Source organism: Kribbella sp. NPDC051952, assembly GCF_040680855.1.
Lineage (GTDB): Bacteria > Actinomycetota > Actinomycetes > Propionibacteriales > Kribbellaceae > Kribbella.
Genome location: NZ_JBFAXQ010000051.1, coordinates 1 through 25,191, shown reverse-complemented (window position 1 = coordinate 25,191; position 25,191 = coordinate 1). Strand labels below are relative to the sequence as shown.

26 protein-coding genes and 1 pseudogene are annotated in these 25,191 nt (G+C 67.1%); 2 read left to right on the top strand and 25 right to left on the bottom strand.

From position 1 onward, the window contains the following. Nucleotides 1–100: 100 nt before the first annotated feature. The 21 genes from AB0L70_RS41235 to AB0L70_RS41135 form a co-directional block, all read right to left on the bottom strand. A complete protein-coding gene (locus AB0L70_RS41235) occupies nucleotides 101–1,714 on the bottom strand; it encodes a hypothetical protein (RefSeq protein WP_363692393.1) in 1,614 nt (537 codons plus the stop codon). 2 nt (nucleotides 1,715–1,716) lie between these two features. Further along, nucleotides 1,717–2,643 carry a carbohydrate ABC transporter permease gene (locus tag AB0L70_RS41230; protein ID WP_363692392.1) on the bottom strand — a complete coding sequence of 309 codons (927 nt, stop codon included), beginning with the start codon at nucleotides 2,641–2,643 and terminating at the stop codon, nucleotides 1,717–1,719. Beyond that, entirely contained in the window at nucleotides 2,640–3,677 is a 1,038-nt protein-coding gene (locus AB0L70_RS41225) for an ABC transporter permease subunit (protein WP_363692391.1), read from the bottom strand. The genes AB0L70_RS41230 and AB0L70_RS41225 overlap by 4 nt, the downstream gene beginning before the upstream one ends. Nucleotides 3,678–3,819: 142 nt before the next feature. Continuing rightward, the gene (locus AB0L70_RS41220) at nucleotides 3,820–4,758 is read right to left on the bottom strand and encodes an MBL fold metallo-hydrolase (protein ID WP_363692389.1); all 939 of its coding nucleotides are present in this window, start codon (nucleotides 4,756–4,758) and stop codon (nucleotides 3,820–3,822) included. A 44-nt stretch (nucleotides 4,759–4,802) separates the two neighbouring features. Continuing rightward, nucleotides 4,803–5,786 (bottom strand): methyltransferase domain-containing protein, encoded by a 984-nt coding sequence (locus tag AB0L70_RS41215; RefSeq protein WP_363692388.1) that lies wholly within the window; start codon nucleotides 5,784–5,786, stop codon nucleotides 4,803–4,805. Nucleotides 5,787–5,952: 166 nt separating this feature from the next. Beyond that, nucleotides 5,953–7,065, bottom strand: a complete 1,113-nt coding sequence (locus tag AB0L70_RS41210; protein ID WP_363692387.1) for a hypothetical protein — start codon at nucleotides 7,063–7,065, stop codon at nucleotides 5,953–5,955. Then, entirely contained in the window at nucleotides 7,062–8,639 is a 1,578-nt protein-coding gene (locus tag AB0L70_RS41205) for an FAD-dependent oxidoreductase (protein ID WP_363692386.1), read from the bottom strand. The genes AB0L70_RS41210 and AB0L70_RS41205 overlap by 4 nt, the downstream gene beginning before the upstream one ends. Nucleotides 8,640–8,655: 16 nt before the next feature. Next, nucleotides 8,656–9,669: a LacI family DNA-binding transcriptional regulator gene (locus tag AB0L70_RS41200; RefSeq protein WP_363692385.1), complete on the bottom strand. Its 1,014-nt coding sequence runs from the start codon at nucleotides 9,667–9,669 to the stop codon at nucleotides 8,656–8,658. A gap of 77 nt (nucleotides 9,670–9,746) precedes the next feature. After that, nucleotides 9,747–10,178, bottom strand: a complete 432-nt coding sequence (locus AB0L70_RS41195; protein ID WP_363692384.1) for a DUF2550 domain-containing protein — start codon at nucleotides 10,176–10,178, stop codon at nucleotides 9,747–9,749. A gap of 100 nt (nucleotides 10,179–10,278) precedes the next feature. Further along, complete coding sequence (locus AB0L70_RS41190) at nucleotides 10,279–10,683, bottom strand: F0F1 ATP synthase subunit epsilon (RefSeq protein WP_363692383.1); 405 nt, start codon at nucleotides 10,681–10,683, stop codon at nucleotides 10,279–10,281. A gap of 1 nt (nucleotide 10,684) precedes the next feature. Beyond that, on the bottom strand, nucleotides 10,685–12,139 hold the full coding sequence (atpD, locus tag AB0L70_RS41185) for a F0F1 ATP synthase subunit beta (RefSeq protein ID WP_363692382.1): 1,455 nt from the start codon (nucleotides 12,137–12,139) through the stop codon (nucleotides 10,685–10,687). A 5-nt stretch (nucleotides 12,140–12,144) separates the two neighbouring features. After that, nucleotides 12,145–13,056: a F0F1 ATP synthase subunit gamma gene (locus tag AB0L70_RS41180; RefSeq protein WP_363692381.1), complete on the bottom strand. Its 912-nt coding sequence runs from the start codon at nucleotides 13,054–13,056 to the stop codon at nucleotides 12,145–12,147. A gap of 2 nt (nucleotides 13,057–13,058) precedes the next feature. Further along, nucleotides 13,059–14,696 (bottom strand): F0F1 ATP synthase subunit alpha, encoded by a 1,638-nt coding sequence (gene atpA / locus AB0L70_RS41175; RefSeq protein WP_363692380.1) that lies wholly within the window; start codon nucleotides 14,694–14,696, stop codon nucleotides 13,059–13,061. Between the two features lie 105 nt (nucleotides 14,697–14,801). Continuing rightward, nucleotides 14,802–15,599: a F0F1 ATP synthase subunit delta gene (locus AB0L70_RS41170; RefSeq protein WP_363692379.1), complete on the bottom strand. Its 798-nt coding sequence runs from the start codon at nucleotides 15,597–15,599 to the stop codon at nucleotides 14,802–14,804. Further along, nucleotides 15,599–16,171 carry a F0F1 ATP synthase subunit B gene (locus AB0L70_RS41165; RefSeq protein WP_363692378.1) on the bottom strand — a complete coding sequence of 191 codons (573 nt, stop codon included), beginning with the start codon at nucleotides 16,169–16,171 and terminating at the stop codon, nucleotides 15,599–15,601. The genes AB0L70_RS41170 and AB0L70_RS41165 overlap by 1 nt, the downstream gene beginning before the upstream one ends. Before the next feature lie 34 nt (nucleotides 16,172–16,205). Beyond that, entirely contained in the window at nucleotides 16,206–16,430 is a 225-nt protein-coding gene (atpE, locus tag AB0L70_RS41160; protein ID WP_363692377.1) for an ATP synthase F0 subunit C, read from the bottom strand. An 81-nt stretch (nucleotides 16,431–16,511) separates the two neighbouring features. Then, a complete protein-coding gene (gene atpB, locus AB0L70_RS41155; protein ID WP_363692376.1) occupies nucleotides 16,512–17,294 on the bottom strand; it encodes a F0F1 ATP synthase subunit A in 783 nt (260 codons plus the stop codon). A gap of 118 nt (nucleotides 17,295–17,412) precedes the next feature. Beyond that, a complete protein-coding gene (locus AB0L70_RS41150) occupies nucleotides 17,413–17,625 on the bottom strand; it encodes a hypothetical protein (protein ID WP_363692375.1) in 213 nt (70 codons plus the stop codon). Nucleotides 17,626–17,715: 90 nt separating this feature from the next. Further along, nucleotides 17,716–18,180 (bottom strand): hypothetical protein, encoded by a 465-nt coding sequence (locus AB0L70_RS41145; protein WP_363692374.1) that lies wholly within the window; start codon nucleotides 18,178–18,180, stop codon nucleotides 17,716–17,718. A gap of 215 nt (nucleotides 18,181–18,395) precedes the next feature. Further along, nucleotides 18,396–19,514: an MraY family glycosyltransferase gene (locus AB0L70_RS41140; RefSeq protein WP_363692373.1), complete on the bottom strand. Its 1,119-nt coding sequence runs from the start codon at nucleotides 19,512–19,514 to the stop codon at nucleotides 18,396–18,398. Then, nucleotides 19,514–20,299, bottom strand: coding sequence for an L-threonylcarbamoyladenylate synthase (locus AB0L70_RS41135; protein ID WP_363692372.1), 786 nt, complete (start codon nucleotides 20,297–20,299; stop codon nucleotides 19,514–19,516). The genes AB0L70_RS41140 and AB0L70_RS41135 overlap by 1 nt, the downstream gene beginning before the upstream one ends. Before the next feature lie 118 nt (nucleotides 20,300–20,417). On the opposite strand from AB0L70_RS41135, the gene AB0L70_RS41130 reads away from it, so the two are divergent. Together AB0L70_RS41130 and AB0L70_RS41125 are read left to right on the top strand one after the other, a co-directional pair. Further along, entirely contained in the window at nucleotides 20,418–21,440 is a 1,023-nt protein-coding gene (locus AB0L70_RS41130; RefSeq protein WP_363692371.1) for an adenosine deaminase, read from the top strand. Nucleotides 21,441–21,468: 28 nt separating this feature from the next. Continuing rightward, nucleotides 21,469–22,416, top strand: coding sequence for a hypothetical protein (locus tag AB0L70_RS41125; protein WP_363692370.1), 948 nt, complete (start codon nucleotides 21,469–21,471; stop codon nucleotides 22,414–22,416). Nucleotides 22,417–22,420: 4 nt separating this feature from the next. On the opposite strand, the gene prmC is transcribed toward AB0L70_RS41125, so the two are convergent. The 4 genes and pseudogenes from prmC to AB0L70_RS41105 all read right to left on the bottom strand — a co-directional run. Then, on the bottom strand, nucleotides 22,421–23,266 hold the full coding sequence (gene prmC / locus AB0L70_RS41120; RefSeq protein ID WP_363692369.1) for a peptide chain release factor N(5)-glutamine methyltransferase: 846 nt from the start codon (nucleotides 23,264–23,266) through the stop codon (nucleotides 22,421–22,423). After that, on the bottom strand, nucleotides 23,263–24,339 hold the full coding sequence (gene prfA, locus AB0L70_RS41115) for a peptide chain release factor 1 (protein WP_363692368.1): 1,077 nt from the start codon (nucleotides 24,337–24,339) through the stop codon (nucleotides 23,263–23,265). The genes prmC and prfA overlap by 4 nt, the downstream gene beginning before the upstream one ends. An 87-nt stretch (nucleotides 24,340–24,426) precedes the next feature. After that, nucleotides 24,427–24,633: a 50S ribosomal protein L31 gene (rpmE, locus tag AB0L70_RS41110; RefSeq protein ID WP_145813862.1), complete on the bottom strand. Its 207-nt coding sequence runs from the start codon at nucleotides 24,631–24,633 to the stop codon at nucleotides 24,427–24,429. A 133-nt stretch (nucleotides 24,634–24,766) separates the two neighbouring features. Further along, nucleotides 24,767–25,096 (bottom strand): annotated as a pseudogene (locus tag AB0L70_RS41105) (transcription termination factor Rho); the annotation flags it as partial. Nucleotides 25,097–25,191: the final 95 nt, after the last annotated feature.

Sequence of the window (25,191 nt, the reverse complement as noted above, 5' to 3'; positions counted from 1 at the left end):
GAAGCAGTCCGGCGACGCCTACTCCGGTGACGTCGAGTGGTGGACGATCAACCTCCAGAAGAACTACGGGCCGGACATCCAGAAGTGGATCGACGTCGGGTTACTTGCGGCCTTGGGTCGACATGGCGTCCTCGTATTCCTGGCGGATGGCGTCGCCGCTGGATTTGCGCCAGTTGGCTACCGCCTTGTCCCAGTCGGCCAGGTCGGAGCGGCCGAGCTGGATCTCCTTGGTGAGGGAATCGAAGTCCTTGTCGGCGACCTTGCCCTTGGTCGCGTCGGTCGGCGAGTACAGCCCGTACGTCGGTTGCAGGATCGCCGTCGGCAGGACCGCCTTGAGGTTGTTGTACGCGACATCGACCGCCTCGGCGTGCCCCGGGAAGTAGACCGGGTATCCACCGTCGGCCAGGTACTGGATCGGGAACTCACCCAGGCAGACCTCGCTACCGCCGGCCTCGGTCAGCACCGGGTCGGTGCCCTTCAAGGTGTAGTGCCGACCCGGCAACCCGAACTTGCGGAACAGGTACTCCTCGGTCCCGAACGGCGCGGCCATCCAGTTCAGCACCCGCAGCAGCATCTTCGTCCGCTCCGGCGAACTCGGCTTGATCGCCGCGATCGAGTTGTTCGGGGTACCGAGCAGGAACCGCCCGATCTTTCCGGCGCTGTCCCGGATCACCGGCAGCGAGATCGCGAAGTTCTTCGTCACCGCCCGCCGGTAGAAGCTCTGGATCGACGAGTAGGTGTCCTGGGTCATCACCGCTGAACCCTGGCTGAACCAGACCTTCTGGTTGTTCTTCGCCACCCCGTCGGGATGGATCAGCCCGTCGGCCTGCATCTTCGTGGAGACCGCGAGCAGCTCCTTCTGCTCCGGCAACTCCCGGCTGTGCACCAGGCGACCGTCGCGAACCTCCCAGCCGTTCGGCAACCCCAGCGCCGCGCTGAGCGCCGCCGCGGGCGGGACCGCGAACGCCCACCGGTTCTTCTTCTCGTCCGTCACCGCCTTCGCGATCTTGTTCAGGTCGTCGATCGTGGGCGACCCGAGCTCGACGCCGAACTGATCCAGGAGGTCCTGCCGGGCCAGCAGCAGGTTCGACGACATCACCCCGCGCTGGATCGGCACCGCCCGGATCCCACCGGAGAACACGCACCCGCGCCAGGAATCGGCCGACAGGTTGGCCAGGAACGGGTACTCCAGGATCGCGTCACCGGACAGGTACTCGGTCAGATCCTGGGCCCGAGCCTCGAGGAACTGGGGCAGATACGAGAACTTGCCGTCGACGTTGAACAGGTCTCCCAGCGTGTCCCCGGCCACCGCGGTCGCGAACTTGTTGGGGTAGTCGGTGGCCGACGTGATGGTCAGGTCCAGCGATGAACCGAGCCGCTTGTTGAGCTCCTGCCAGTACGGATTGCGATCGGCCGTCGGCGGGATCGGGTTCGACGTGGGCGTGGTCCCGGACAGGTCGCTGCCGTCGGCGGGTGCGCCCTGGGTGACCCTGGTCGGCTGCGCCGGGAACTTGTAGAAGCAGTCCGGCATCAACGGATGACTCCGCGGCAGATCCGGCTTCGGTCCGTTGAACCGCTTGTACGTCGGCAACGCCACCGGCTTGTTCAACGCCGCGATGTCGGTCGACCGCGTCACCGTCGCGCAACCGCTCAGTCCCCCGGCCGTCGCGGCCGCGGCCAGCGACCCGCCGAGCAGGGTTCTTCTGCTGATCATGCTCATCCCTTCACCGCCCCGGTCAGCATGCCCTTCGCGAAGTGCCGCTGCAGGAACGGATAGACGATCAGGATCGGAACCAGCGAGACCACCAGGATCGCCATCTGGATCGACTCCTGCGGCGGGAGCTGGTCGGCCGACGCGCCACCGAGATCGCCACCGCTGAGCTCGGTGTTGTTGATGACGTAGGTCCGCAGTACCAGCTGCAGTGGCCATTTCGCCGTGTCGTTGATGTAGAGCATCGCGTTGAAGAACGCGTTCCAGTAGCCGACCGCGTAGAACAGGCCGACGACCGCGAGGACCGCGCGGGACAGCGGCAGCACGATCGACCAGAAGATCCGGAAGTCGCCGGCCCCGTCGATCCGGGCCGAGTCCGTCACCGACTCCGGGATCCCCATGAAGAACGCGCGGAGCACGATCACGTTGAAGCCGTTGATCGCGGTAGGCAAGATCAGCGCCAGCAGCGAGTCGAGCAGCCCGAACTCCTTCACCACCAGGTAGTTCGGGATCAGGCCCGGGCTGAACAGCACGCTGAACAACACGATCAGCAGCATCGGCTTCTGCCCGAACGTCCCGGACCGGCTGAGCGCGTACGCCAGCATGGTGGACCCGGCCAGGCTGATCAGCGTGCCGCCGGTCGTGATGACGATGCTGACCACGAGCGCCCGCTGTACGACGCCACCGTTGAAGATCGACTTGTACGACGCGAGGTTGATGCCGTCCGGCCAGAGCACGAAACCGCCCGAGTTGGTGACGTGCGCCTGACTGGCGATGCTGGTCGAGATCACACCGATGAACGGGATGATCACGAGCGCGCAGCACAACAACAGCACGATGCCCTTGATCGCCCGGGTCGGGATCGTCGGCACATCGTCGATCGTGGATCGCCGGGTCCCGCCCGGCCGGAGGAGATTCGTCTGGGTACTCATGGCTTCTGGTACACCCCCGCCTCACCGAAGATGTGTGCGACCTTGTTGGCGCCGATCACCAGGGCGACGCCGAACAGACCCTTCACCAAGCCCACCGCCGCCGACACTCCCCATTGACCCGCCAGTACGCCGTTGTTGTAGACGTACGTATCGAGCACCTCACTGGCCGGTCTGCCGACCAGGTTCTGCTGCAGGATGATCTGCTCGAACCCGACGGTGAGCGAGTCACCGAGTCGCAGGATCAGCAGCAGGATGATCAATCCGCGGATCCCGGGCACGGTCACGTGCCACAGTTGCCGCCAGCGCGAGGCACCGTCGACGCGGGCCGCCTCGTACAGACCGGGATCGATCTGCGTCAGCGCGGCCAGGAACAGGATGGTCCCCCAGCCGGAGTCCTTCCAGATCACCTGACTGGTGAGCAGCGTGATGAAGCTGTCCGGATTGCCGAGGAAGTCGATCGTGTCGATGCCGTGCGAGCGCAGCACGTTGTTGATCAGGCCACTGCCGCCGAGGATCTGCTGGAAGATCGCGATCACGATCACCCAGGACAGGAAGTGCGGCAGGTACAGCACCGACTGGACGATGCGCTTGATCCGCTCCGACAGCAGGCTGTTCAGCAACAGCGCGAGAGCGATCGGCGCGGGGAAGACGAAGACGACCTGGACCAGGGTGATCAGCAGGGTGTTCTTCAGCGCGTTCAGGAACTCTGCGTCACCGTTGAAGATGACCGCGAAGTTGTCCCAGCCGACCCAGGCGCTGCGTCCCAGCGGGACGAACGGCAGGTACTCCTGGAACGCGATCAGGTTGCCGAACAACGGCAGGTAGTGGAACGCGAGCATCAGGACGAGACCCGGCAGCGCCATCAGCAGCAGGATCTTGTCCCGTCGGGCTCGGGCCCACCACGACAACTGGTTCCCGCCCGGAGGCGACGAACTCCCGCCGGCGGATGGAGGTCCGGAACCGGCCACCACAGCGTGATCGGTCGTGATCGATTTGCCGGCCTGCGGACTGAGGACTTCGTTTGCTCGGGCCACGCCAGAACTCCCTGCGTCGTCGTCGAACGCCGCTCCCACCGGTGGAGAGCGCTTACCGCCCCCTTCGCACGAGCTTGGCGCATGTCGGCGGATAGTGCAGCCTCGAGCGGTGGGTTGACCGGATCCGGCCACGCCGTACGACTCAATCAGGCTGGTGCCAACGCGGAATTGCCTCGCCCTGCCGAGATAACTGATCCAGATGAGCCCGTGCCATCCGGACCGTTTGCAGGTTGATCCCGCCGTACGCACCGAGGTCGGTCCCGATGGCGGCGGCGAGCTCACGCACGGTCAGTGACCCCCTCGTACGGAGCAATTTGGCGGCAAGCTCGTCGACACTGAAGACCCACTCGAGGCTCTCCTGGACGAGATTGCGGCCGGCGGTCGCGTCCATCGGGTCGCCGTGGGACGGAACGACCGTGTCGAAGTCCAGCTCCAGAAGCCGGGTCAGACCGGTCGTGTAGCGGGCGACATCGGTGTAGAGCGGCGCCAGCCACAGCGAGCTGTCCAGGAATGGGCGGCCGCGGCCCTGGGCGTCGTCGAAGGTGAACAGGGTCCGCGACGCCTCATCCAGTACGGCGATATGCCCCGGGCTATGACCACTCGTAGTGATCACCCGCAGTGGCCGGTCCCCCGGTAGGACATCGCCGTCACGCAGCAGCACGTCGATGCGCACCCGCTCGTCGAGCATGTCGAGCAACTCCGAGCGTTCGGCCCCCGACAGGCTCATCACGTCCGGATCCGAGCCCCACAGCTCGGTCAGCAGACGCTCGTTGTCCTCCAGCCACCCAGCCTCCAGAGCCGGAGCGGCGAACCGAGCAGCACCATGACGACGCAGTACGGCGTTGCCGCCCATGTGATCCGGATGCGCATGGCTGTTGACGACCAGCGTCAGGTCCGAGAGACCCATTCCCAACGCGGCCAGTTCGGGGGCCGTCGAGGACTCGGGCGTCGACGCGATCCCGGAGTCCAGCAGCACCAACTCAGAGCCTGCCTCGATCACGTGCAACCAGAGCGGCAGTCCACAAACATGCGGGTAGTCGGTGGCGAGCTGATGGATCCCCGGCGCAATCTCAACAGGCATAGCTCACCGTCCCTCGAAGACTCCGGTACGACGTTCCGTGAAGGCTACCCATCTACAGCACCAGCCACCACGATTCGCGGATGCTGCCCGGCGACTGCGACGTCGTACACGTCATGGACCAGCCAGGCGGCATCCCCGATCAACTGCGCGGCTTGTTCGTGGTTGAGGATCGCGACCACGAGGCCGGCCGGTTGAAGCACCCGCCGCCACTCGCGCAGGTACGGCCTGAAGTCGCCGATCCCCACGCGCACATCCCACGGCGGGTTGGTCACGATGCGATCGACCGGACCCTGCAAACGGACTGAATTGCCTGTCTGCCAGGTGATCGCGCCCCGGACCTGGGTGTTCAGCTCGGCTGCTCGTACCGCGGCCTTCTGCTGATCGATCCCGCGGTAGATCGCCTGGGACTCGATCGCGTGGGCTTCGAGCAGGATCGTGCCGGCACCACAGAACGGATCGAGCACCCGCATCCCCGCGCTGATATGCGCGAGCCGCGCCATGGCGGCGGCGACCGGTGGGTGGAGGCTGCCGGTCACCGTCTGCCGACGCCAGGCCCGACGATGCAGCGGGACAGCGAAAGGGCGGACGCCGACCCAGAGCGTCTTCCCGTCAAGGATCACGCGCCAGTCGACCCGGTCGGTGGGCGGGGCAACGCCCGTACGACGGGAGTGGTACCTGCCGCCGGAGTGGGATTGCAGGGCAGCGCCGACGAGGTCCTCGATGTCGAAGCGGTTGTAGTTGCGCCGGCCATGGAAGGACGCGGTCACCGCGAAGTCGGCGGGGTCGGCCGCGAGCCGGAGGGTGGTGACGGCGTCGGCCAAGGCTTGTTTGGTGTGGCCGGGGTCGGTGACCGCGGCGTGGATCAGGAACAGGTCGTCGGCGAGCCGCGGTGGATTGTCGACGATCGCGGTCGTGGATTCGATCAGAAGTTGTCGTTTGGACACGTCGATCACGCGATGGTTGCCTTCGGCCACCTCAGCGGCGGCCAGACGTTCCAAGCCCGTGACGGTCCGCACCAGGACCAACATGCAAGAGTCTCCCGGTCAGTGCTCGGGAGGAACCAGACGGTCCACCCCCGCATCACTGGCTGCGGGCTGAAGCCTCGAACTGGCCAGCGGGAGCTAGCCCAGTCGGAAGAAACTTGTCATGAGGTGATGATGGCACGACACTGCGTCGCTGCCCACCGATTTTGAATCAAGGGAGGTGGGCGCAGTGGACGTCCAGGTCCCAGAGGATGACGGAGAGGGCGTAGGGGCTGATGGTGTGATCGCCGTGGGTCGCGTCCTCGAGCAGTTCCCAGTGGCCGTTGGACTCGTTGCTGACGGCATCGGTCCCGATGATCGCGATCCGCTGCCGGACCGCGGCCTCGTACGCGCGATGACCGACGCCGTTGAAGCAGCAGTCGTCGAAACGGTTGAGGATCTGGAGTTGCCGGCGGTTCGGCCCGACCGAACCGAGTGCGTAGAGGTCAGGGAAGTCGGCCAGAGCGTAGAACCCGGGCTGCAGGTCCTGCCGCTGCTCCCAGTCGCCCAGGGTCGGGTTGGGCGTCGGTGAGCCGGGCCGGACGAAGAACGGCAGCGTTCCGGCGGTCGGGTACGACCGGGTGATTCGCGGGTCGAGCGCCGAGTAGATCGTCGTCGTCCAACCACCACCAGAAAGCCCGACCAGCTGCACCGACGACGGCTGGTACGTCGCCTGGACGTGGTTCATCGCCACCGCGAGCGGTTCGAGGAACAGCGCCAGCGGTGAGTACGACGCGGACTCCCACTGCGGCAGATCGTTGTGCGACGGTTGTTGCGTCACGGTCGGGTCGACCGGGTCCTGCAGAGTCGTCGGATTCCAGTGGAAGAAGGGCATCGCGAACAACAGGACCGTGTATCCGTGGTCGAGCAGGCCCTGCGCGACTCGCTGCATCGTGTCCAGCGGTTCACCGTGGCCGTTGTGGTAGAACGCCACCCGGCGATGGTCGGTCCGGGCCGGTTCGAGCACCCAGACGGTGGCGACGTACCCGAACGGCATCGTCACATCGAGCCGGTCGTACCGCCGTACGCCGGTGAACGCGGGCAACTCGGCCGGCACCTCGACATCACGCCGCACGGTCGGGAGACCGGTCGGGAGGACGCCGGTGTCCTTCCAGACCTGCGCGATGAGCTGCGGACGGAGCGCGTCCGCGTCGGCCGCAGTGTGGACCTTCATCAGGTCTTCGACATCGACGCCGACGACCACGTCGGGCAGGGTCTTGTACGCCGCAGTGTGGGCGGCGGCGACCTCCTGGTTCACCGGGGCGACCGGGCGAGGGGCGCTCACGATTCGACGGGCGAATCGCGATAGGTGCGGATGTCCTCGGGCCACACCAGCGGGATCTTCAGGGTGTCGGAGAGGAGGCGGCGATAGTCGGCCAGGTGGGTGGAGTCGTTGCGGACCTTGCGGGGTGACAGGCCTTCGGTCAGGCAGAAGCTGATCAGGGCGCCGACGGCCTCGCCGATGCTCCATTCGACCGGGTGCAGACGGTAGCAGCCGTTGGTGATGTGGGTGGTGCCGATGTTCTTGTTCGCCGGCAGCAGGTTGTCGATCCGGACCGGGATCAGCGCGCCGAGCGGGATCTGGAACGGATACGCCTCGATGTCGACGTACGAACGTCCCGCGGTACTCGGATGCAGGTCGATCCGGTACCGCCCAAGTCCGACGCTGTCCGCGAACACCTCACTTCCAGCCCCGGCCGGCCGGGCCTCGACACCGACGTGCTGCTCGAGCACGGTGAACTCGGCCTGGATCCGCCGCGACTCCCGGATGTACGGCGTCATCGCCAGACCATCCGCCGTACCTGTGACATCGGGACGCAGGCGCAAGCCTGGGTAGCCGCCCTCGGTCTGCATCCAGTACAGGAAGGACAACGACAGCTCCCGGCTCGCCGCCAACGACGCGGCGGGATCGTCGACGCCGATCAGCGGCCGCTCCCAGTAGTCGAGCTGCGGCCAGTTCACGATCGTGACATCCGGGATCGCCTTGTCGATAAAGTTGCTCGCGGCAAGGATCTGCCGGTACCGCCACAACGAGAACATCGCCAGCCGATCCGGGTTCGCCTCGAACAACCGCCACTCCCGCTGCTGCAACGTCACGGGTACGACGTCGGTCCACGACAACTGCGGTCCCGGCCAGAACGGGGCAACCTCGTCACGCCAGTGCTCGTACCCCGCCGGCCGATCGATCGTGTGGTCCTCCCCCGCCCGGTGCTCGAGCGCGAAGCACCACGAGAACGCCTGCTGATCAAGGGGATTCGCCACCTCCGGCGCATGCAGCTCCCCGGTATCCAGGTTGCTCTCAGCACCGACCACATGCTCGACCCCAGCCAGTTCCAGAAGATCACCGAGCTCGGTCGCATCCACGACGTACGCGGCGGACACAGTGATCTCATCCCCGGACCGCAGGTCCCGCAGCGTCACCGCCTGGATCTCGTCCCCATCGGCGTACGCCGTGATTGGCTCGTGCTCGAAGTGGACAGTGATACGCCCGCTCGCCCGCCACGGCGAGAGCATCTCCTCGAGCACGGCGGCGGCGACGCGCGGCTCGTGACAGAAGTGACTGACCACACCGAGGCCGGGGTCGAGCAGTGGATCGGCCGCGACCTCTGGTCGGAGTGGGTAGTTCCGCCGGTAGTAGTCACGGATCCGTTGCCGGAGTTCGGCGTACCCCGGCGCGGCGTACTCCTCGATCCATGGGTGCTCGTCGGGTGGAACCGCTTGGCTGGTCAGCTGGCCACCCAGCCAGGTGGCCGGATCGGTCAGTACGACGCGCCGGCCCAGCCGGGCCGCGGTCAGCGCGGCCGCGACACCGCCCAGTCCGCCGCCGACGATCAGGACGTCCGTCTCGAGCTCCGCCACCCGTTTCTCCTTCATTTCACCGTGGTCCGGCAACGGTTTCGCCGGCCACCAGGTCACACGCCACCAGTCGGCTCACCGGCGGCAGGTCCGGGTCCTCGACCCGAGCGACCAGCGCGTCGATCGCGATCCGGCCGATCTGCTTGCGCGGGATCACCAGGCAGTCCCAGCGATGCCCCGGCTCGTCACCCGATTGCTCCAGCACCGCGACGGACAGGTCCGCCGGGATGCTCAACCCGCGCGCGGTCAGGCCGGCCCGAAGGTCCTCGGCCAACCGGATGTCTTCGGCAATCACGGCCGTCTCCGGTCCGGATGCCAGTTCGTCGAGACACTCCTCGGACAGGCCCGGTACGCCGCGGAAGCCGGGAGAACGGTCCTGAAGGCCGAGCCGTTCGACCGCCGCGCGATATCCCGCCCGGCGATCGTCGTACGCCTCCTGCTCGATCGCCTCTCGGAGGTAGCCGAAGTGGCGATGACCGCGCTCGGCCAAGGACCTCACGAGCCGGTCGGTGGCCGACACGTAGTCCGGGACGATGCAGGGGATCTCGGCGCCGGCGACCTCGCGCCGGCCGATGTGCACGAACAGGTACCCGTCGTGCCAGAGCCGGGCCAGCTCCTCGCGATCGGTCGCGGCACCGAGCAGCACGCTGCCGTCGGCGAGGTTGAGCCGGTTGGTGCCCTCGCGATAGATCCGGCGCCGGCCGTCGCTCGTCCCGGTCGACGTGAACAGGACCAGGTCGTAGCCGAGCTCCTCGGCGCGCTCCTCGATCCCGAGCAGGAAGTCGAAGTAGAAGTCCTCCCGCGCGTGTGGGAAGACGGCTTCGAAGGTGTGCACGCCGAGCAGCCGGTTCCGCTTGTTCCGCAGGTTCCGCGCGGCGGCGTTCGGGACGTACCCGAGCTCCTTCACCACGGCTCGGATCCGCTCCTGTGTCTGCACCGGAATCCGGTCCAGGTCACCACTGACGACCCGCGACACCGCAGACTGCGACACCCCGGCGAGCCGGGCGACGTCGGACTGCCTTGGTGCCTTCATCGATTCTCCCGCCGACTGCGCATACGTATGAGCGCGAACCTACGAACGTTGCCCGGCCATGTCAAGACCGGGTGGACCTAGAGGTAGGTCTGGGTGCTGGGGGGTGCGGATTCCATCCAGGCCAGGACGCCGGTGAGGGCTTCTTCGGTCATGGCGAAGTGGACGGTGCGGTCGTCGAGTTTGGCGTCGACGATGACGTGGCCGGCGTAGGTCACCAGGGGCTCGTTGCCCAGGGGCCGGCGGGTGCTGATGCCTTCGAGCTGGCGGCGGTTGACCGTGAGCTTGGGCCACCAGGCGAGGCTGAAGACCCGGAACCATTGCAGGTCGTCGCCGACGTACCGGGCCAGGCCGAGGGCCCAGCCGCGGCCGTGCTCCTTCTCCGCGAGTTGGAGGCTGCAATCAAACGTTCCGCCGTCCCTGGACAACCAGCGACGGCGGAACGCGAAGATGATGACGAACAGTACGGCGGCAAGCAGACAGACCCCGACGACATCGAGGACTACCCTCATACCTTGCCGACCCCATTCCCGGTGCCAAGATTCGGTACTACTCCGGGCACCGCCGGAGAACCGTACAGTCAGTGACGATATTCGATTATGGCAGGTCGGGTCAGGTCGTCTTCTCGGCGGCCCTCACCCTGGCCTCGGCGAGTCGGACCTCGTCGGTCTCGGCATCGCTGTCGGTGCCGGCCGCCAGGGCCTCCTCGAGGTCGCGGCGGGCTTCCTCCAGGTCGATGTCGTGACCCATCTCGGCGTTCTCGGCCAGGATCGAGACCCGGTTGTTGGCCACCGAGATGAAGCCGTCCGGTGCGGCCGCGACGAAGTACTCGTCGTCGACGGTCCGCACCTGCACCGTGCCACCCTGCAGCAGGCCCAGCAGTGGCGCGTGGCCGGGCAGGATACCGACGTCACCGTCCGTGGTCCGGGCGATGACGATCTTGGCCTGGCCCTGCCACACGGTCCGCTCGGCCGCGACCAGCGCGACCTCGAGGTGCTTGGCAGTGTCATCGGCCATGTCAGTTTTCCTTCTGCAGCTCGGTCCACTTGCGGTCGACGTCGTCGAGCGAACCGACGTTGAAGAAGGCCTGCTCGGCGACGTGGTCGTACTCGCCCTCGGTGATCTTCTTGAAGGACTCGATGGTGTCCTTCAGCGGGACGGTCGAGCCCGGGATGTTGGTGAACTTCTCCGCCATGTAGGTGTTCTGGGAGAGGAACTGCTCGATCCGGCGCGCACGCGCGACGGTGATCTTGTCCTCTTCCGAGAGCTCGTCCACACCCAGGATGGCGATGATGTCCTGCAGTTCCTTGTTCTTCTGCAGGATCTGCTTCACCCGGACGGCCACGTCGTAGTGCTCCTGGCCGATGTACTGCGGGTCGAGGATCCGCGACGTGGAGGTCAGCGGGTCGACGGCCGGGTACAGACCACGCGACGCGATGTCACGCGACAGCTCGGTGGTCGCGTCCAGGTGGGCGAACGTGGTCGCCGGCGCCGGGTCGGTGTAGTCGTCCGCGGGCACGTAGATCGCCTGCATCGAGGTGATCGAGTGACCCCGGGTCGACGTGATCCGCTCCTGCAGCACGCCCATCTCGTCGGCCAGGTTCGGCTGGTAACCAACCGCCGACGGCATCCGGCCGAGCAGCGTGGAGACCTCGGAACCGGCCTGGGTGAACCGGAAGATGTTGTCGATGAAGAGCAGAACGTCCTGCTCCTTCACGTCGCGGAAGTACTCCGCCATCGTCAGCGCGGACAGCGCGACCCGCAGCCGGGTGCCCGGCGGCTCGTCCATCTGGCCGAACACGAGCGCGGTGTCCTTGAAGACGCCGGCCTCTTCCATCTCGGTGATCAGGTCGTTGCCCTCACGGGTCCGCTCCCCGACGCCGGCGAACACCGACGTACCACCGAAGTTGTGGGCGATCCGGTAGATCATCTCCTGGATCAGAACGGTCTTGCCGACACCCGCACCGCCGAACAGGCCGATCTTGCCGCCCTGCACGTACGGCGTGAGCAGGTCGAGCACCTTGATGCCGGTCTCCAGCATCTCGGTCTTCGCCTCGAGCTGGTCGAAGGCCGGCGCCTTGCGGTGGATCGGCCAGCGCTCGGCGATCTCGAACTCGGACTCGTCCTGGTTCAGGCACTTGCCGGTCACGGACCAGACCCGGCCCTTGGTGACGTCGCCGACCGGCACGGAGATCGCCGCACCGGTGTTACGCACCTCGGTGCCGCGGACCAGGCCGTCGGTGGGCTTCATCGAGATCGCCCGGACGATGTTGTCGCCGACGTGCAGCGCAACCTCGAGGGTGATCGTCTGGGTGATGTCGCCGAGGGTGATGTCGACCTCGAGCGCGTTGTACATCTCCGGCATCGCGTCCGCTGGGAACTCGACGTCGACGACCGGGCCGATCACCCGGGCGACGTGACCGACAGCAGCCGCGCCGGCCTCGTTGTTCTTCTCGGTAACCGTGGCAGTCATCTCTCTCACTCGCTCCCGGCGTTCGCGTCGGCCAGCGCGCTGGCGCCACCGACGATCTCGCTGATTTCCTGGGTAATTTGGGCCTGGCGGGCCTGGTTCAGATCCCGGGTCAGGCTTTCGATCAGGTCCTGCGCGTTGTCCGTCGCCGACTTCATCGCCCGCTGCCGGTTGGCCAGCTCGGAAGCGGCCGCCTGCAGCATGCAGTAGTGGATCCGGCTGGCGACGTACTTCGGCAGCAGCCCGTCGAGGACCTCTTCGGCCGACGGCTCGAACTCGTACAGCGGCAGTACGTCGTCCGCCGCCGGCGCCTCCTCGCCTTCCACGACCTCCAGCGGCAGCAGCCGGATCACGTCCGCGCGCTGGGTCAGCATCGAGACGAACCGGGTGAAGACGATGTGGATCTCGTCCACACCACCCTCGTCGGTCGGCGTCAGGAAGGCCTCGATCAGTGCGTCGGCCATCTCCCGGGCCCGGGCGAAGCTCGGGTTGTCGGAGTCACCGGCCCACGACTGCGCGATCTCACGCTGGCGGAAGGTGTAGTACGCGATGCCCTTGCGGCCGCTGAGGAACGGGACGATCTCTTTCTCGTCCTCGCGCAGCAACTGGTTCAGCCGCTCCCCTTCCCGGATCACGTTGGCCGAGTACGCCCCGGCCTGACCGCGGTCGGAGGTGATCAGCAAGACAGCGGCCCGCCGCGGGTTCGGCTTCTCGGTGGTCAGCGGGTGGTCGACGTTCGAGAACGTCGCCACCGCCGACACGGCACGGGTGAGCTCACGCGCGTACGGACCGGCCGCCTGGGCGCGCTGCTGCGCCTTGACGATCCGGGACGCCGCGATGAGCTCCATCGCGCGGGTGAGCTTCTTGATCGTCGAGACCGAGGCCTTGCGATCGCGAAGCTCCCGCAGATTGGCCGGCATCGTCAGCCCCTCTTCTGCCGGACGATCTGCTCCTGCTCGACGTCGTCCTGCTCCATCGCCTCGGCCTCGGCCTCGGTCCCGAGCAGCGTGCCCTCGGAGGTCTGGAAGGTCGGCTTGAACGCGTCCAGCGCGTCCTTCACCGCCTGGGCCGAGTCGTCGTCGAACAGACCGGTCTCGCGGATGCTGTCCAGCACCTTGCTCTCCCGGCGCAGGTAGTCCAGGAAGTCCCGCTCGAACCGCAGTACGTCGTCCACGGGCACCTCGTCGAAGTGACCCTTGGTGCCGGCCCAGATGGAGACGATCTGCTCCTCCACCGGGTACGGCGAGTACTGCGGCTGACGGAGCAGCTGGACCAGCCGCTGACCGCGGTCGAGCTGGCGCCGCGAGGTGGCGTCGAGGTCGGACGCGAACATCGCGAACGCCTCCATCGCACGGAACTGGGCCAGGTCGATCTTCAGCGAGCCGGACACGTTCTTCATGCCCTTGACCTGCGCGGCGCCACCGACCCGGGAGACCGAGATACCGACGTCGATCGCGGGGCGGATGTTGGCGTTGAACAGGTCCGACTGCAGGAAGATCTGACCGTCGGTGATCGAGATGACGTTGGTCGGGATGAACGCCGACACGTCGTTGGCCTTGGTCTCGATGATCGGCAGACCGGTCATCGAGCCGGCACCGAGCTCGTCGGACAGCTTCGCGCAGCGCTCGAGCAGACGGCTGTGCAGGTAGAAGACGTCACCCGGGTAGGCCTCACGGCCCGGCGGGCGGCGCAGCAGCAGCGACATCGCGCGGTACGCCTCGGCCTGCTTGGTCAGGTCGTCGAACACGATCAGCACGTGCTTGCCCTGGTACATCCAGTGCTGGCCGATGGCCGAGCCGGTGTACGGCGCGACGTACTTGAAGCCGGCCGGGTCGGACGCCGGGGAGGCGACGATGGTGGTGTACTCCATCGCGCCGGCCTCTTCGAGCGCGCCGCGGACGGCGGCGATCGTCGAGCCCTTCTGACCGATGGCGACGTAGATGCAGCGGACCTGCTTCTTCGGGTCGCCGGACTCCCAGTTCGCCTTCTGGTTGATGATCGTGTCGACCGCGATCGCCGTCTTACCGGTCTTGCGGTCACCGATGATCAGCTCACGCTGGCCACGGCCGATCGGGATCATGCCGTCGATCGCCTTGATGCCGGTCTGCAGCGGCTCGCGGACCTCCTGGCGGTCCATCACGCCGGCCGCCTGCAGCTCCAGCGCGCGGTCGCCCTCGAGGTCCTTGATCTCGCCGAGGCCGTCGATCGGCTTGCCCAGCGGGTCGACGACCCGGCCGAGGTAGCCCTCGCCGACCGCCACCGACAGCACCGTGCCGGTCCGGCGGACCTGCTGGCCCTCGTCGATACCGTCGAACTCACCGAGGACGACGACACCGATGTCGCGGACGTCCAGGTTCAGCGCGATACCCCGGGTACCGTCCTCGAACTGGAGCAGCTCGTTGGTCATCACCGAGGGCAGGCCCTCGACGTGCGCGATACCGTCACCGGCGTCCACGACGGTGCCGACCTCTTCGGCGCTCGTCTGGTCCGGCTGGTAGTCGTTGACGAACTGATCCAGGGCGTCCCGGATCTCCTCCGGCCTGATCGTGAGCTCAGCCATTGTGTTCCTGCTTCCTTGACCCTTGCTGGCCTGTTGTGGCCCTAAAGGCTTTGCTGTGAGTTTTCGAGGCCCTTAGCACCATGTATGTCAATGTCGTAAGAGCCGTCAGCCCGCGATGCGCCGTTGCGCTTCGTCGAGCTTGGCCGCGATGGTTCCGTCGATCACTTCGTCGCCGATGTCCACCCGGACGCCGCCGACCACACCCGGGTCGACGATCACGTTCAGCTGGATGTCCCGGCCGTACTGCCGTCCGAGCGCCTCGGCGAGCCGGCTGCGCTCCATCTCGGTCAGGTCGGTGGCGACCCGGATGGTCGCGATGCTGGCGTTGCGCCGGGCCGCCGCGGCGACCTGGTAGGCCCGCATCGAGCCCGCGAAGTTGCGGCCCCGGCCGTCCACGGCCCGCTCGGCCAGCCGCACCGTGGTGGCGTCGGCCTTGCCCTGCAGCAGTCCGTGCAGCAGCGCCTGCCGGCGCTCGACCGGGATCGAGCGGTCACCGAGCTTCTCGGCCAGTGCCCGCTCGGCGGCCACCACCCGGTCCAGCCGGAACAGCTCGTCCTCGACCTCGTCCAGCTTCCGCCGGCTGTCGGCGTACGCCACCTCGGCCTCGACACTGAGCTGGTCCAGCGCGTCGCCCAGGTCCCGGCCGCTGACCCAGCGACCGGTCACCGCGGCGGTCAGGATCTCCAGCGCAGCCGCGGAGATCTTGCCGCCGAACAACTGCTGGGCCAGGCTCGCCTTCGCCTCACCCGGACGGGCCGGGTCGGTCAGCGCGCGCCGGAGCGCACCGCTACCGTCCAGCAGCCGGGCGATCGAGAACAGCTCGCCGCCCAGCTCCTCGGCCGGGCTCGTCCCCGCCAGGGCCTGTTCGGCCCGGGCGAACGACTCCCTCGACGCGCCGCGCATCAGCCGTCCGTTCCGACGGCCTGACGTGCGGACTCCGACGCCTCGAGGTCGGCCAGGAAGCGCTCGACCGTACGGCGCTGCCGCGCCTCGTCCTCGAGCGACTCCCCGACGATCCGGCCGGCCAGCGTGGTCGCCATCGTGCCGACCTCACTGCGCAGCGCGGCGACCGCCTGGGTCCGCTCGGCGTCGATCTGGGCCCGCGCGTGCGTGACGATCCGCTCGGCCTCGGTGTTCGCCTGCTCACGCAGCTCCGCGATGATCTGGGCACCCTGCTCGCGGGCGTCCTCGCGGATCTTCGCAGCCTCCTGGCGGGCCTCCGCCAGCTGCGCGTTGTACTTCTCCAAAGCCGCCTTCGCCTCGGCCTGGGCCGCCTTGGCCTCGTTCATTCCGCCTTCGATCGCCGCGGTCCGATCGGCATACGCCTTCTCGAACTTCGGTACGACGACCTTGGCGAAGGCGATGGCCAAGAGGACCAGGAAGACGAAGCCGAAGATGATCTCGGCGGTGTGCGGAACCAGCGGGTTGATTTCCTCGCCGGCCGCCTCGCTGAGAGGTAGCACCATCGTCATCATGTCTGAGTCCTGTCAGTCAGTCTGGAAAGGTGGGTCAGCTGGCCTTGAAGACGAAGGCGAGCGCGATACCGATGATCGCCAGAACCTCGGTGACACCGAAGCCGATCCACGCGATCGACTGCAGCTTGTTCTGGGCCTCCGGCTGACGCGCGGTGCCGTTGATCACGGCGGCGAAGATCAGACCGACGCCGACGCCCGGGCCGATCGCGGCGAGACCGTAGCCGAGGACGGCGATGTTGCCGGCAATCTCGAGAGCCATTTCAGGTGTTTCCTTTCGGTACGGATAGGGGGCCCTATCCGGGTTTCCGTTACTACGGGTCTAGGTGGGTAGTGCTGCGGATCAGTGGTCGTCGGCGATCGCGCTGCCGATGTACTGCGCGGTCAGCACCACGAAGATGTAGGCCTGGATGCACTGGACGAACAGCTCCAGCCCGGCGATCGCGATGCCCATGATGAAGGTGATGATGCCGACGCCACCGAGTGCGATCTTGCCGGACTCGAACACCATGTACTCGCCGCCGAGAACGAACACCAGCAGCAGGATGTGACCGGCGAACATGTTCGCGAACAACCGCAGGCTCAGCGAGATCGGCCGGACCAGGATGTTCGAGATGAACTCGATCGGGATCATCAGCGGCATCAGCCAGCCCGGGACACCGGCCGGCATCGTCTGGTGCTTGAAGTAGCCCCAGGCGCCGTGCTTCTTGATGCCGACCGCGTTGTAGATGACCCAGCTCATGATCGCGGCCACGTACGCCCAGCCGATGTGGCTGAAGGTCGGGAACTGGATCAGCGGGATCGTCGCGGCAACGTTGTTCAGCAGGATGAAGTAGAACAAGCCGCACAGGTAGGGCACGTACTTCATGTACTCCGCGCTGCCGATCGCGTCCCGCGCGATCGAGTTGCGGACGAAGTTGTACCCGAGCTCACCGGCGAACTGCAGCTTGCTCGGAACGATGGCGGACTTGCGGGACGCACCCCAGTAGAACCACACGATCGCCACGACGGACAGGGCGGCCACCAGCACGGGCTTGGTGAACCACTCCACGCCGTCGATGATCGGCGGGGTCTCGAAGCTCTGTGGACCGGGTGCGATGAACTCGGTCGGAACGCCGGCGATCACCGGGTCTCCTCTCGCGTCGTGCTCAAGTCGGACGCCTTGTTGGTAAGGGCAGGGCGGCTCAGGGCATGGCGGTCAACAACGTCAGACCCGGTGCGGATCGCGCCGAACCCCTGAGGGATCAGGACTTTCCGTACCGGAAATGCAGCATCAGAATGGTGAGCCCGGCACCGAGGACGATGCCCACCGGAAGCAAGAACTGGGTGCCGAACAAGCGATCCAGCCCGAACCCGATGCCGCCGTACACCACGACACCGCCGATCAAGTAGGACAGGACCCGCCAGCCGTCGCCCGAATTCGGGGGTGATGGCTTCGGATCCTGATGCTCGCTCATTGGCACCCGAAACGTACCAGGAGTGGACAGGACCGGTCACATCGGCACCCGTAATCTCCACCACAGCAGGCGAATCATTACCCATCGTGGTCATGCCGTCACCTCTTCGTCGAGGTTGTAGATCGGCACCCGCAGCCGGGACCAGGACCAGATCTCGCCGGCCATCCAGCCCATGATCACGACCAGGGCGACGATGCCGAGCACGGTCAGATTCACGTGCGCGGCCAGGCTGTCCGAGCTCAGCGCGACCGCGAGCAGACCGCCGAAGATCGCGATCCTGCCGGTGTACGACGCCATCGCGACAGCGAGCTGCATGGTCGGAGAGGTGTTGCGGGAAAGGTGCAGCGCGAGCAGTCCGGCGCCGGAGAAGACGATGACCATTAGCAGGCCGAGCAGCGCTCCCCAGAGACCGGGCAGACCGGCCGCGACCGTGGACACGATGGCCGCGTTGACCCCCACGACCAGCGCGGCGACGAGAGCGCCACGCAGCATCGCCAACGCCGGGTGCCTGGTGGGCTGGCCGGCGATTTTCGGGCTGTGAGCCGAAGGAGCCATCCGATGGTTCCGTCCTGCTGGCGACCGGGTCTCGCGGCTCGGTCGTCGGGTGGGCGGGGTCAGGGGTGTCACTCGTATTTGCTGGTGCTTGTGAAAACTAGCACAAAGTCTGCACGGTCAGCAAAACGAGGCCCCTGCCGCTGTACAGCCACACCCTATCGGTAGGCCACGTGGATGAGTGGTCTGGTCCCCGGAACTTTGGGGCCGGACCCTACTCAAACTTTGGCGAGCGGTTTCCGCGAGCGCCTCGGCAGACCGGTGGTGAGCAGGATCGCGGTGACCGTCACCGCCAGCACGACCAGGGCCGTCCACCAGAACAGGACGAGTCCGAGGACCACTACGCCGTACGCGATCAGGGCGGTCCAGAGATACATCAGCAGGACTGCCCGGCGGTGCGAGTGACCGCGCTGCATCAGGCGGTGGTGCAGGTGCAGCTTGTCCGCGGCGAAGGGCGACCGGCCGGCCTTCGTCCGGCGGATGTAGGCCAGCGTCAGGTCAAGCGCGGGGATCGCGAGCACGGCGATCGGGAGGATCAACGGGAGCAGCGCCGGCAGCAGGCTCGAGCCGCCGACCTCGTACGGGACGGCGTTCGGGTCCATCTGGCCGGTGAGGCTGATCGTCGACGCGGCCAGCATCAGGCCGATCAGGAGGGCGCCGGAGTCGCCCATGAAAACCCTTGCTGGGAAGAAGTTGTGCGGCAGGAAGCCGAGGCACGCACCGGCGAGGGCGACCGTGATCAGGGTCGAGGTGGTCGCGCGGTCGAGGTTCTGCTCGACGTTCAGCAGGTACGAGTAGGTGAAGAACGCGGTCGCGCCGATCGCGGTGACGCCGGCGGCCAGGCCGTCCAGGCCGTCGACGAAGTTCACCGCGTTGCAGGACACGAGCAGGATGCCGGCGGTGAGTACGGCGAGCTGTGCCGGTGACGGTGAGATCACGCCGCCGGGCAGCGGGAGCCAGTACAACTGGATGCCTTGGACAACCATCACGCCGACGGCGAGAACCTCGCCGGCCAGCTTGGTGATCGCGTCGAGTTCGTACAGGTCGTCGACGATGCCGACCGCGCAGATCACCACGCCGCCGATCAGGATCGCGCGCGCGTCGTGGGCGACCTGCAAGCTGTCGCCGAGGAACGGGAGGCTGGACGCGACCGCGAATCCGGCGATCAGGCCACCGAGGATGGACAGGCCACCGAAGTACGGGATCGGAACCTTGTGCACGTCACGGGCCCGTACCTTCGCGACCGCGCCGTACCGCAACGCGATCTGCCGGGCCACACCGGTCAGCAGAAACGTCGTAGCCGCCGCCACGAACAGGACCAGCAGGTACTCGCGCACTAGTCCGCAGGCCTCGCCTCTGGGTCGGTCGGCTTCTCGTCCTGCACCTTGGACGCCTCGACCGGGGTATCGGTTGGCTCGTCCGCCGGCTTCTCGTCCGGCTTCTCGTCCGATGCGTCGTCGGTGGTGTCTGCCGGCTTGTCGTCGTCGGAGGTGATCTCGGGGACGATCTCGCGGAGTTCGGCGAGGGAGAGGGCACCGAGGCGTACGACGTGGGGGGTTTCGCCGGTGATGTCGACGATGGTGGACGGCTCTCCGCCGCTCACCGCGCCGCCGTCCAGGTACACCGCGACGGAGTCCTGCAGTTGCTCCTCGGCGTCGTAGACGTCCAGCGCCGCCGGGCTGCCGGACTTGTTCGCCGAGCTGACCGCGAGCGGGCCGGTCCGCGACAACAGCTCACGGGTGTTCTCGTGATCCGGCACGCGGAGCGCGACGGTGCCCTGGGTCTCCCCCAGGTCCCACATCAGCGACGTCTGCGCGTGGCAGATCACCGTCAGCGGCCCCGGCCAGAACTCCTGGCAGAGCTTGCGTCCCGCCTCGGGGATATCGGTGGCGAGCGCGTCCAGCGACTCCACCACCGAGATCAGCACGGGTGGCGGCATGTCCCGCCCCCGGCCCTTGGCGTCCAGCAGCCGCTGGACGGCGTCGGCCTTGAAGGCGTCGGCAGCGATCCCGTACACGGTGTCGGTCGGCATGACCACCAGGTCGCCGGCCTCGATCGCGTCCACGGCCGCGCGGTAGGCGGGGGCCAGCTCGTCGCCGGTGAAGTCGAAGCGCTCACTCACGGGGTGAATCGTGCCACTCGGGCAGGCCCCGACTCCAACTGGGCCACCGCTGGGCGAAGTTGACAGCCAATTGTTAATTTTCCTCCACCGTGCGGCCGGCTGTCCTTAGGATCCCGGCATGACTGTGTCGCGTGAGTTCCTCGCCGGGCTGCCGAAGGCCGAATTGCATGTCCATCACGTCGGATCCGCGTCGCCGCGGATCGTCGCCGAGCTCGCCGCCCGGCACCCCGAGTCGCCGGTCCCGACCGACCCGGCCGCGCTGGCGGAGTACTTCCAGTTCACCGACTTCGCCAAGTTCATCGAGGTCTACCTGACCGTCGTCGACCTGATCAAGACCCCCGAGGACATCCGCCTGCTGACCTACGAGGTCGCGCGCGAGATGGCCGCGCAGAACCTCCGGTACGCCGAACTGACCTGTACGCCGTTCACCACGGTCAAGCGTGGTATCTCGCCCGAGGCGTACTGCGAGGCGATCGAGGACGCCCGGATCGCGGCGGAGAAGGAGCTCGGCATCACCCTGCGCTGGATCTTCGACATCTCCGGCGAGGACGGCCTGGCCGGCGCCGACGGGACGCTCGAGGTCGCGACCAAGGTCCGGCCGGAGGGCCTGGTCGGATTCGGGCTCGGCGGGCCGGAGATCGGCGTACCGCGGCCTCAGTTCCAGCCGCACTTCGAAGCCGCGGTCGCGGCCGGCCTGCACAGCGTGCCGCATGCGGGCGAGACCACCGGGCCGGAGACGATCTGGGACGCGATCAATTATCTGAAGGCCGAGCGGATCGGCCACGGTACGTCGGCCATGCAGGACCCGGCCCTGGTCGACTATCTGGGTGAGCACCGGATCCCGCTCGAGGTCAGCCCGACGTCGAACATCGCCACCCGCGCGGTTGCGTCGTACGACGTCCATCCGCTGCGTGCGATGGTCGAGGCCGGGCTGGTCGTCACGATCAATTCCGACGACCCGCCGATGTTCGGCACGGACCTCACCAACGAGTACGTCGTCGCCGCGAAGCTGCTCGACCTCGACGAGGCCGGGGTCGGTGAGCTGGCCAAGACCGCGGTCCGGGTGTCGTTCGCCGAGGACTCGGTGAAGACCGCGTTGCTGACGGAGATCGACACGTACGTGGAGCAGAACAAGGAGTAGCCGAGGCCGGAGTCGCTACCGTGGTGCGGTGAGGAGAGTCTGTGGGGTGTTGGCCGTCGTGCTGTTGAGCGTCGCAGCCTGCAGTGACGAACCCCTGCGCGGCGGCTCTACTCCCGCGCCGACGACCGCCAAGCCGACGCCGAGCCGGTCGCCGAGCCTGACGCCTCCTCCCCCGCCGGCCGACGGTGATCTGCCGCGGGGCGGGCGGACGATCTTCCCGAAGTACCAACTGGTTGGTTATGTCGGGCTGCCCGGTTCACCCGCGCTCGGCCCGTTGGACAAGGACCTCGACGCGAAGGCAGCCAAGCTGGAGAAGCTGTCCCAGGCGTATGCGGCTGGGCGGACGCCGCAGCCGGTGCTTGAGCTGATTGCCGTTGTAGCGAAGGGATCCCGGGGTAAGGACGGCCTGTACCGCGGCCGGCTGCCGGACGCGGCGATCGACGAGTACCTGACGGTGGCTCGCAAGCACAAGATGCTGTTGCTGCTCGACATCCAGCCCGGCCGGGCCAAGATCCTGCCGGAGGTGAAGCGGCTGGAACGCTGGTTGAAGGAACCGGATGTCGGCCTGGCCTTCGATCCGGAGTGGGCGGTCGGACCGGGTCAGGTGCCGGGGCGGGTCTTCGGTCACACCACGGGCGCCGAGCTCGACAGCATCGCGTCGTACCTGGCTGGATTGGTGCAGGCGAACGACCTGCCGGAGAAGGTGTTCGTCTTCCATCAACTGTCCACGCGGATCGTCAGCAACGAGGCGGCTCTGAAGCCACATCCCGGTGTCGTGACGATCAAGTCCGTCGACGGGATCGGTGCCCGCGTCGACAAACTCAAGACCTGGGCCAAGCTGACCACCACGCTCCCGGCCGGCGTCCAGGCCGGCTTCAAACTCTTCTACACCGAGGACACCAGGCACGGCCCGCTGATGACGCCACCTCAGGTGCTTGCGTTGAAGCCGCGGCCCGAGTTCGTCGTCTACGAATGACCGGTTAGATCCGGCGGCCCGTTGCGAAGCGGTTTCGGCCGGACAGGTCAAGCTGGTCGCGGACTTCAGTGAAGTCGCCGGTGGCGGCGAAGACGGCGGGGGCGGATTCGCCCTGGACGTCGGCGTGTTCACACGCGAACCAGCCGCCGGGCTTGAGCAGGCGGCCGGCGGTGGCGGCGACCACCTTGATCTCGTCGAGGCCGTCGTCACCGGACCACAGCGCCAACGCGGGGTCGTGATCGCGGACCTCGGCGGTGACGGATTCCCATGCGGTCAAAGGGATGTACGGCGGGTTGGCGATCACCGCGTCGACCTGACCGTCGAACTCGGGTAGGCAGCCGTCGATGTCGCCCTCGTGGAGGACCGCACCCGTGCCGGCCAGGTTTCGGCGGGCCCAGACGCAGGCCTCGGGTGAGAGTTCGACGGCATGCACGATGCCGTCGGGGCGTTCGGTCGCTACCGCGCCGGCGATCGCGCCGGAGCCGGAGCAGAGGTCGACCACGAGCGGGGATTTCAGGTCGGCGATCCGGTCGAGGATCCAGCCGACCATCACCTCGGTCTCGGGCCGCGGCACGAAGACACCTGGGCCGACGACCAGTTCCCGATAACGGAAGGCCGCCGTACCGGTGAGGTGCTGTAGCGGCTCCCGGGCAGCCCGCCTCGCGATCAGCTCGTCGTACACACGACGCTGGCCGTCGGTCGGCTCAGCCAGGTGCATCCGGCTCGATCCGGTGACGAAAGCCAGTAGCTCGGCCGCGTCGTAGTCGGGGGACGGAACTCCAGCGACCCGCAACCGCTCGGCCGCCTCACCGACCAGAACCCTCGCTCCCCCGAGCGGCTCAGCACTCATTGGGATTCGACGGCCTCGAGGCGGGCAGCCAGGTCTGCTTCGGTGAGGGCTTGGATCACGGGAGCCAGTTCTCCGCCGAGGACCTGGTCGAGGTTGTGGGCCTTGTAGCCGACGCGGTGGTCGGAGAAGCGGTTCTCCGGGAAGTTGTACGTGCGGACGCGCTCGGACCGGTCGACGGTGCGGATCTGCGACCGGCGGGCGTCGGACGCCTCCTGGTCGGCTGCCTCCTGGGCCGCGGCGAGCAAGCGGGACCGGAGCACGCGCATGGCCTGCTCACGGTTCTGCAGCTGCGACTTCTCGTTCTGCATCGAGACCACGATGCCGGTCGGCAAGTGCGTGATGCGTACGGCGGAGTCCGTCGTGTTCACGCTCTGCCCACCCGGCCCGGACGACCGGAACACGTCGATCCGCAGGTCGTTCTGGTCGATCTCGACGTCGACGTCCTCGGCCTCCGGCAGCACCAGGACGCCGGCCGCGGACGTGTGGATCCGCCCCTGCGACTCGGTCACCGGCACCCGCTGGACCCGGTGCACGCCGCCCTCGAACTTGAGCTTCGCGTACGGCGCCTCACCCGGCTCCGGCGTGCCCTTCGCCTTCACGGCGACCGTGATCGACTTGTACCCACCCAGGTCGGACTCGGCGGAGTCGAGGACCTCGGTCTTCCAGTGCTGCGACTCGGCGTACTTCAGGTACATCCGCAGCAGATCGCCGGCGAACAGGGCCGACTCGTCGCCGCCCTCACCGGCCTTGATCTCGAGGATCGCGTCCTTGTCGTCGCTCGGGTCGCGCGGGACCAGCAGGACCTGCAGCTTCTCGGCCAGCTCCTCGCGCCGGTGCTCGAGCTTGGTCGCCTCCTCGGCGAACGCCGGGTCCTCGTGCGCCAGCTCGCGCGCCGCCTCGATGTCGTCGGCGGTCTGCAACCATTCGTCGTAGGCGCGGACCACCGGCGCGAGCCCGGCGTACCGCTTGCCGACCCGGCGGGCGTTGGCCTGGTCGGAGTGCAACTCCGGATCCGACATCTGCCGCTCGAGCTCGGCGTACTCGGCCTTGAGCGATTGAACCGCTTCGAACATCCCGCACTCCTTCCTTCGGACCAGCTGACATGACAAACCGCGCGCCGGTCCCGCACACAGATGCGGGACCGACGCGCGGCTGGAAAGCTACTTCTTGGCGTACCGCTTCTCGAAGCGGGCCACCCGGCCACCGGTGTCGAGAATCTTCTGCTTGCCGGTGTAGAAGGGGTGGCACTGCGAGCACACGTCGGCGTGGATCACGCCGTTCTCCGCGGTCGAGCGGGTCTGGAACGTGGCGCCACAGGTGCAGGTCACCGTGGTGTCGACGTATGTCGGGTGGATGTCGCTCTTCAAAGGATCTCCTAGGTTCAGGTGCCCCGGGTCGTCCGCGGATGCGGACGTGAACCGGAACCAACAAGCCATTTTGCCATCACTGGCCAGATTTCACCGAATCGGGAGGAGCTGCCCCCTCCCGATCCGGCCACGATCAGTTGCCGTCGTCGGTGCTGCGACCGCCGCCTGTGGACGGGGTGGTCTTGTTGACCTGCATCAGGAACTCGATGTTCGACTTGCTCTCCTTGAGCTTGCCGATCAGGAGCTCGAGCGCGGCCTGGCCGTCGAGGGCGCTGAGCACCCGGCGGAGCTTCCACACCACCGAGGTCTCGTCCTTCGACATCAGCAGTTCCTCGCGGCGGGTGCCGGAGGCGACCACGTCGATGGCCGGGAAGATGCGCCGGTCGGCGAACTCGCGACGGAGCCGGAGCTCCATGTTGCCGGTGCCCTTGAACTCCTCGAAGATCACCTCGTCCATCTTCGAGGACGCCATCCGCACGCTCCGAGATCGTTGCCTCTGTCACCTAATTGCCACGTCTGCCGGCAGCAGAACGTGGCACGTCTTCCAGGGTGCGCCCC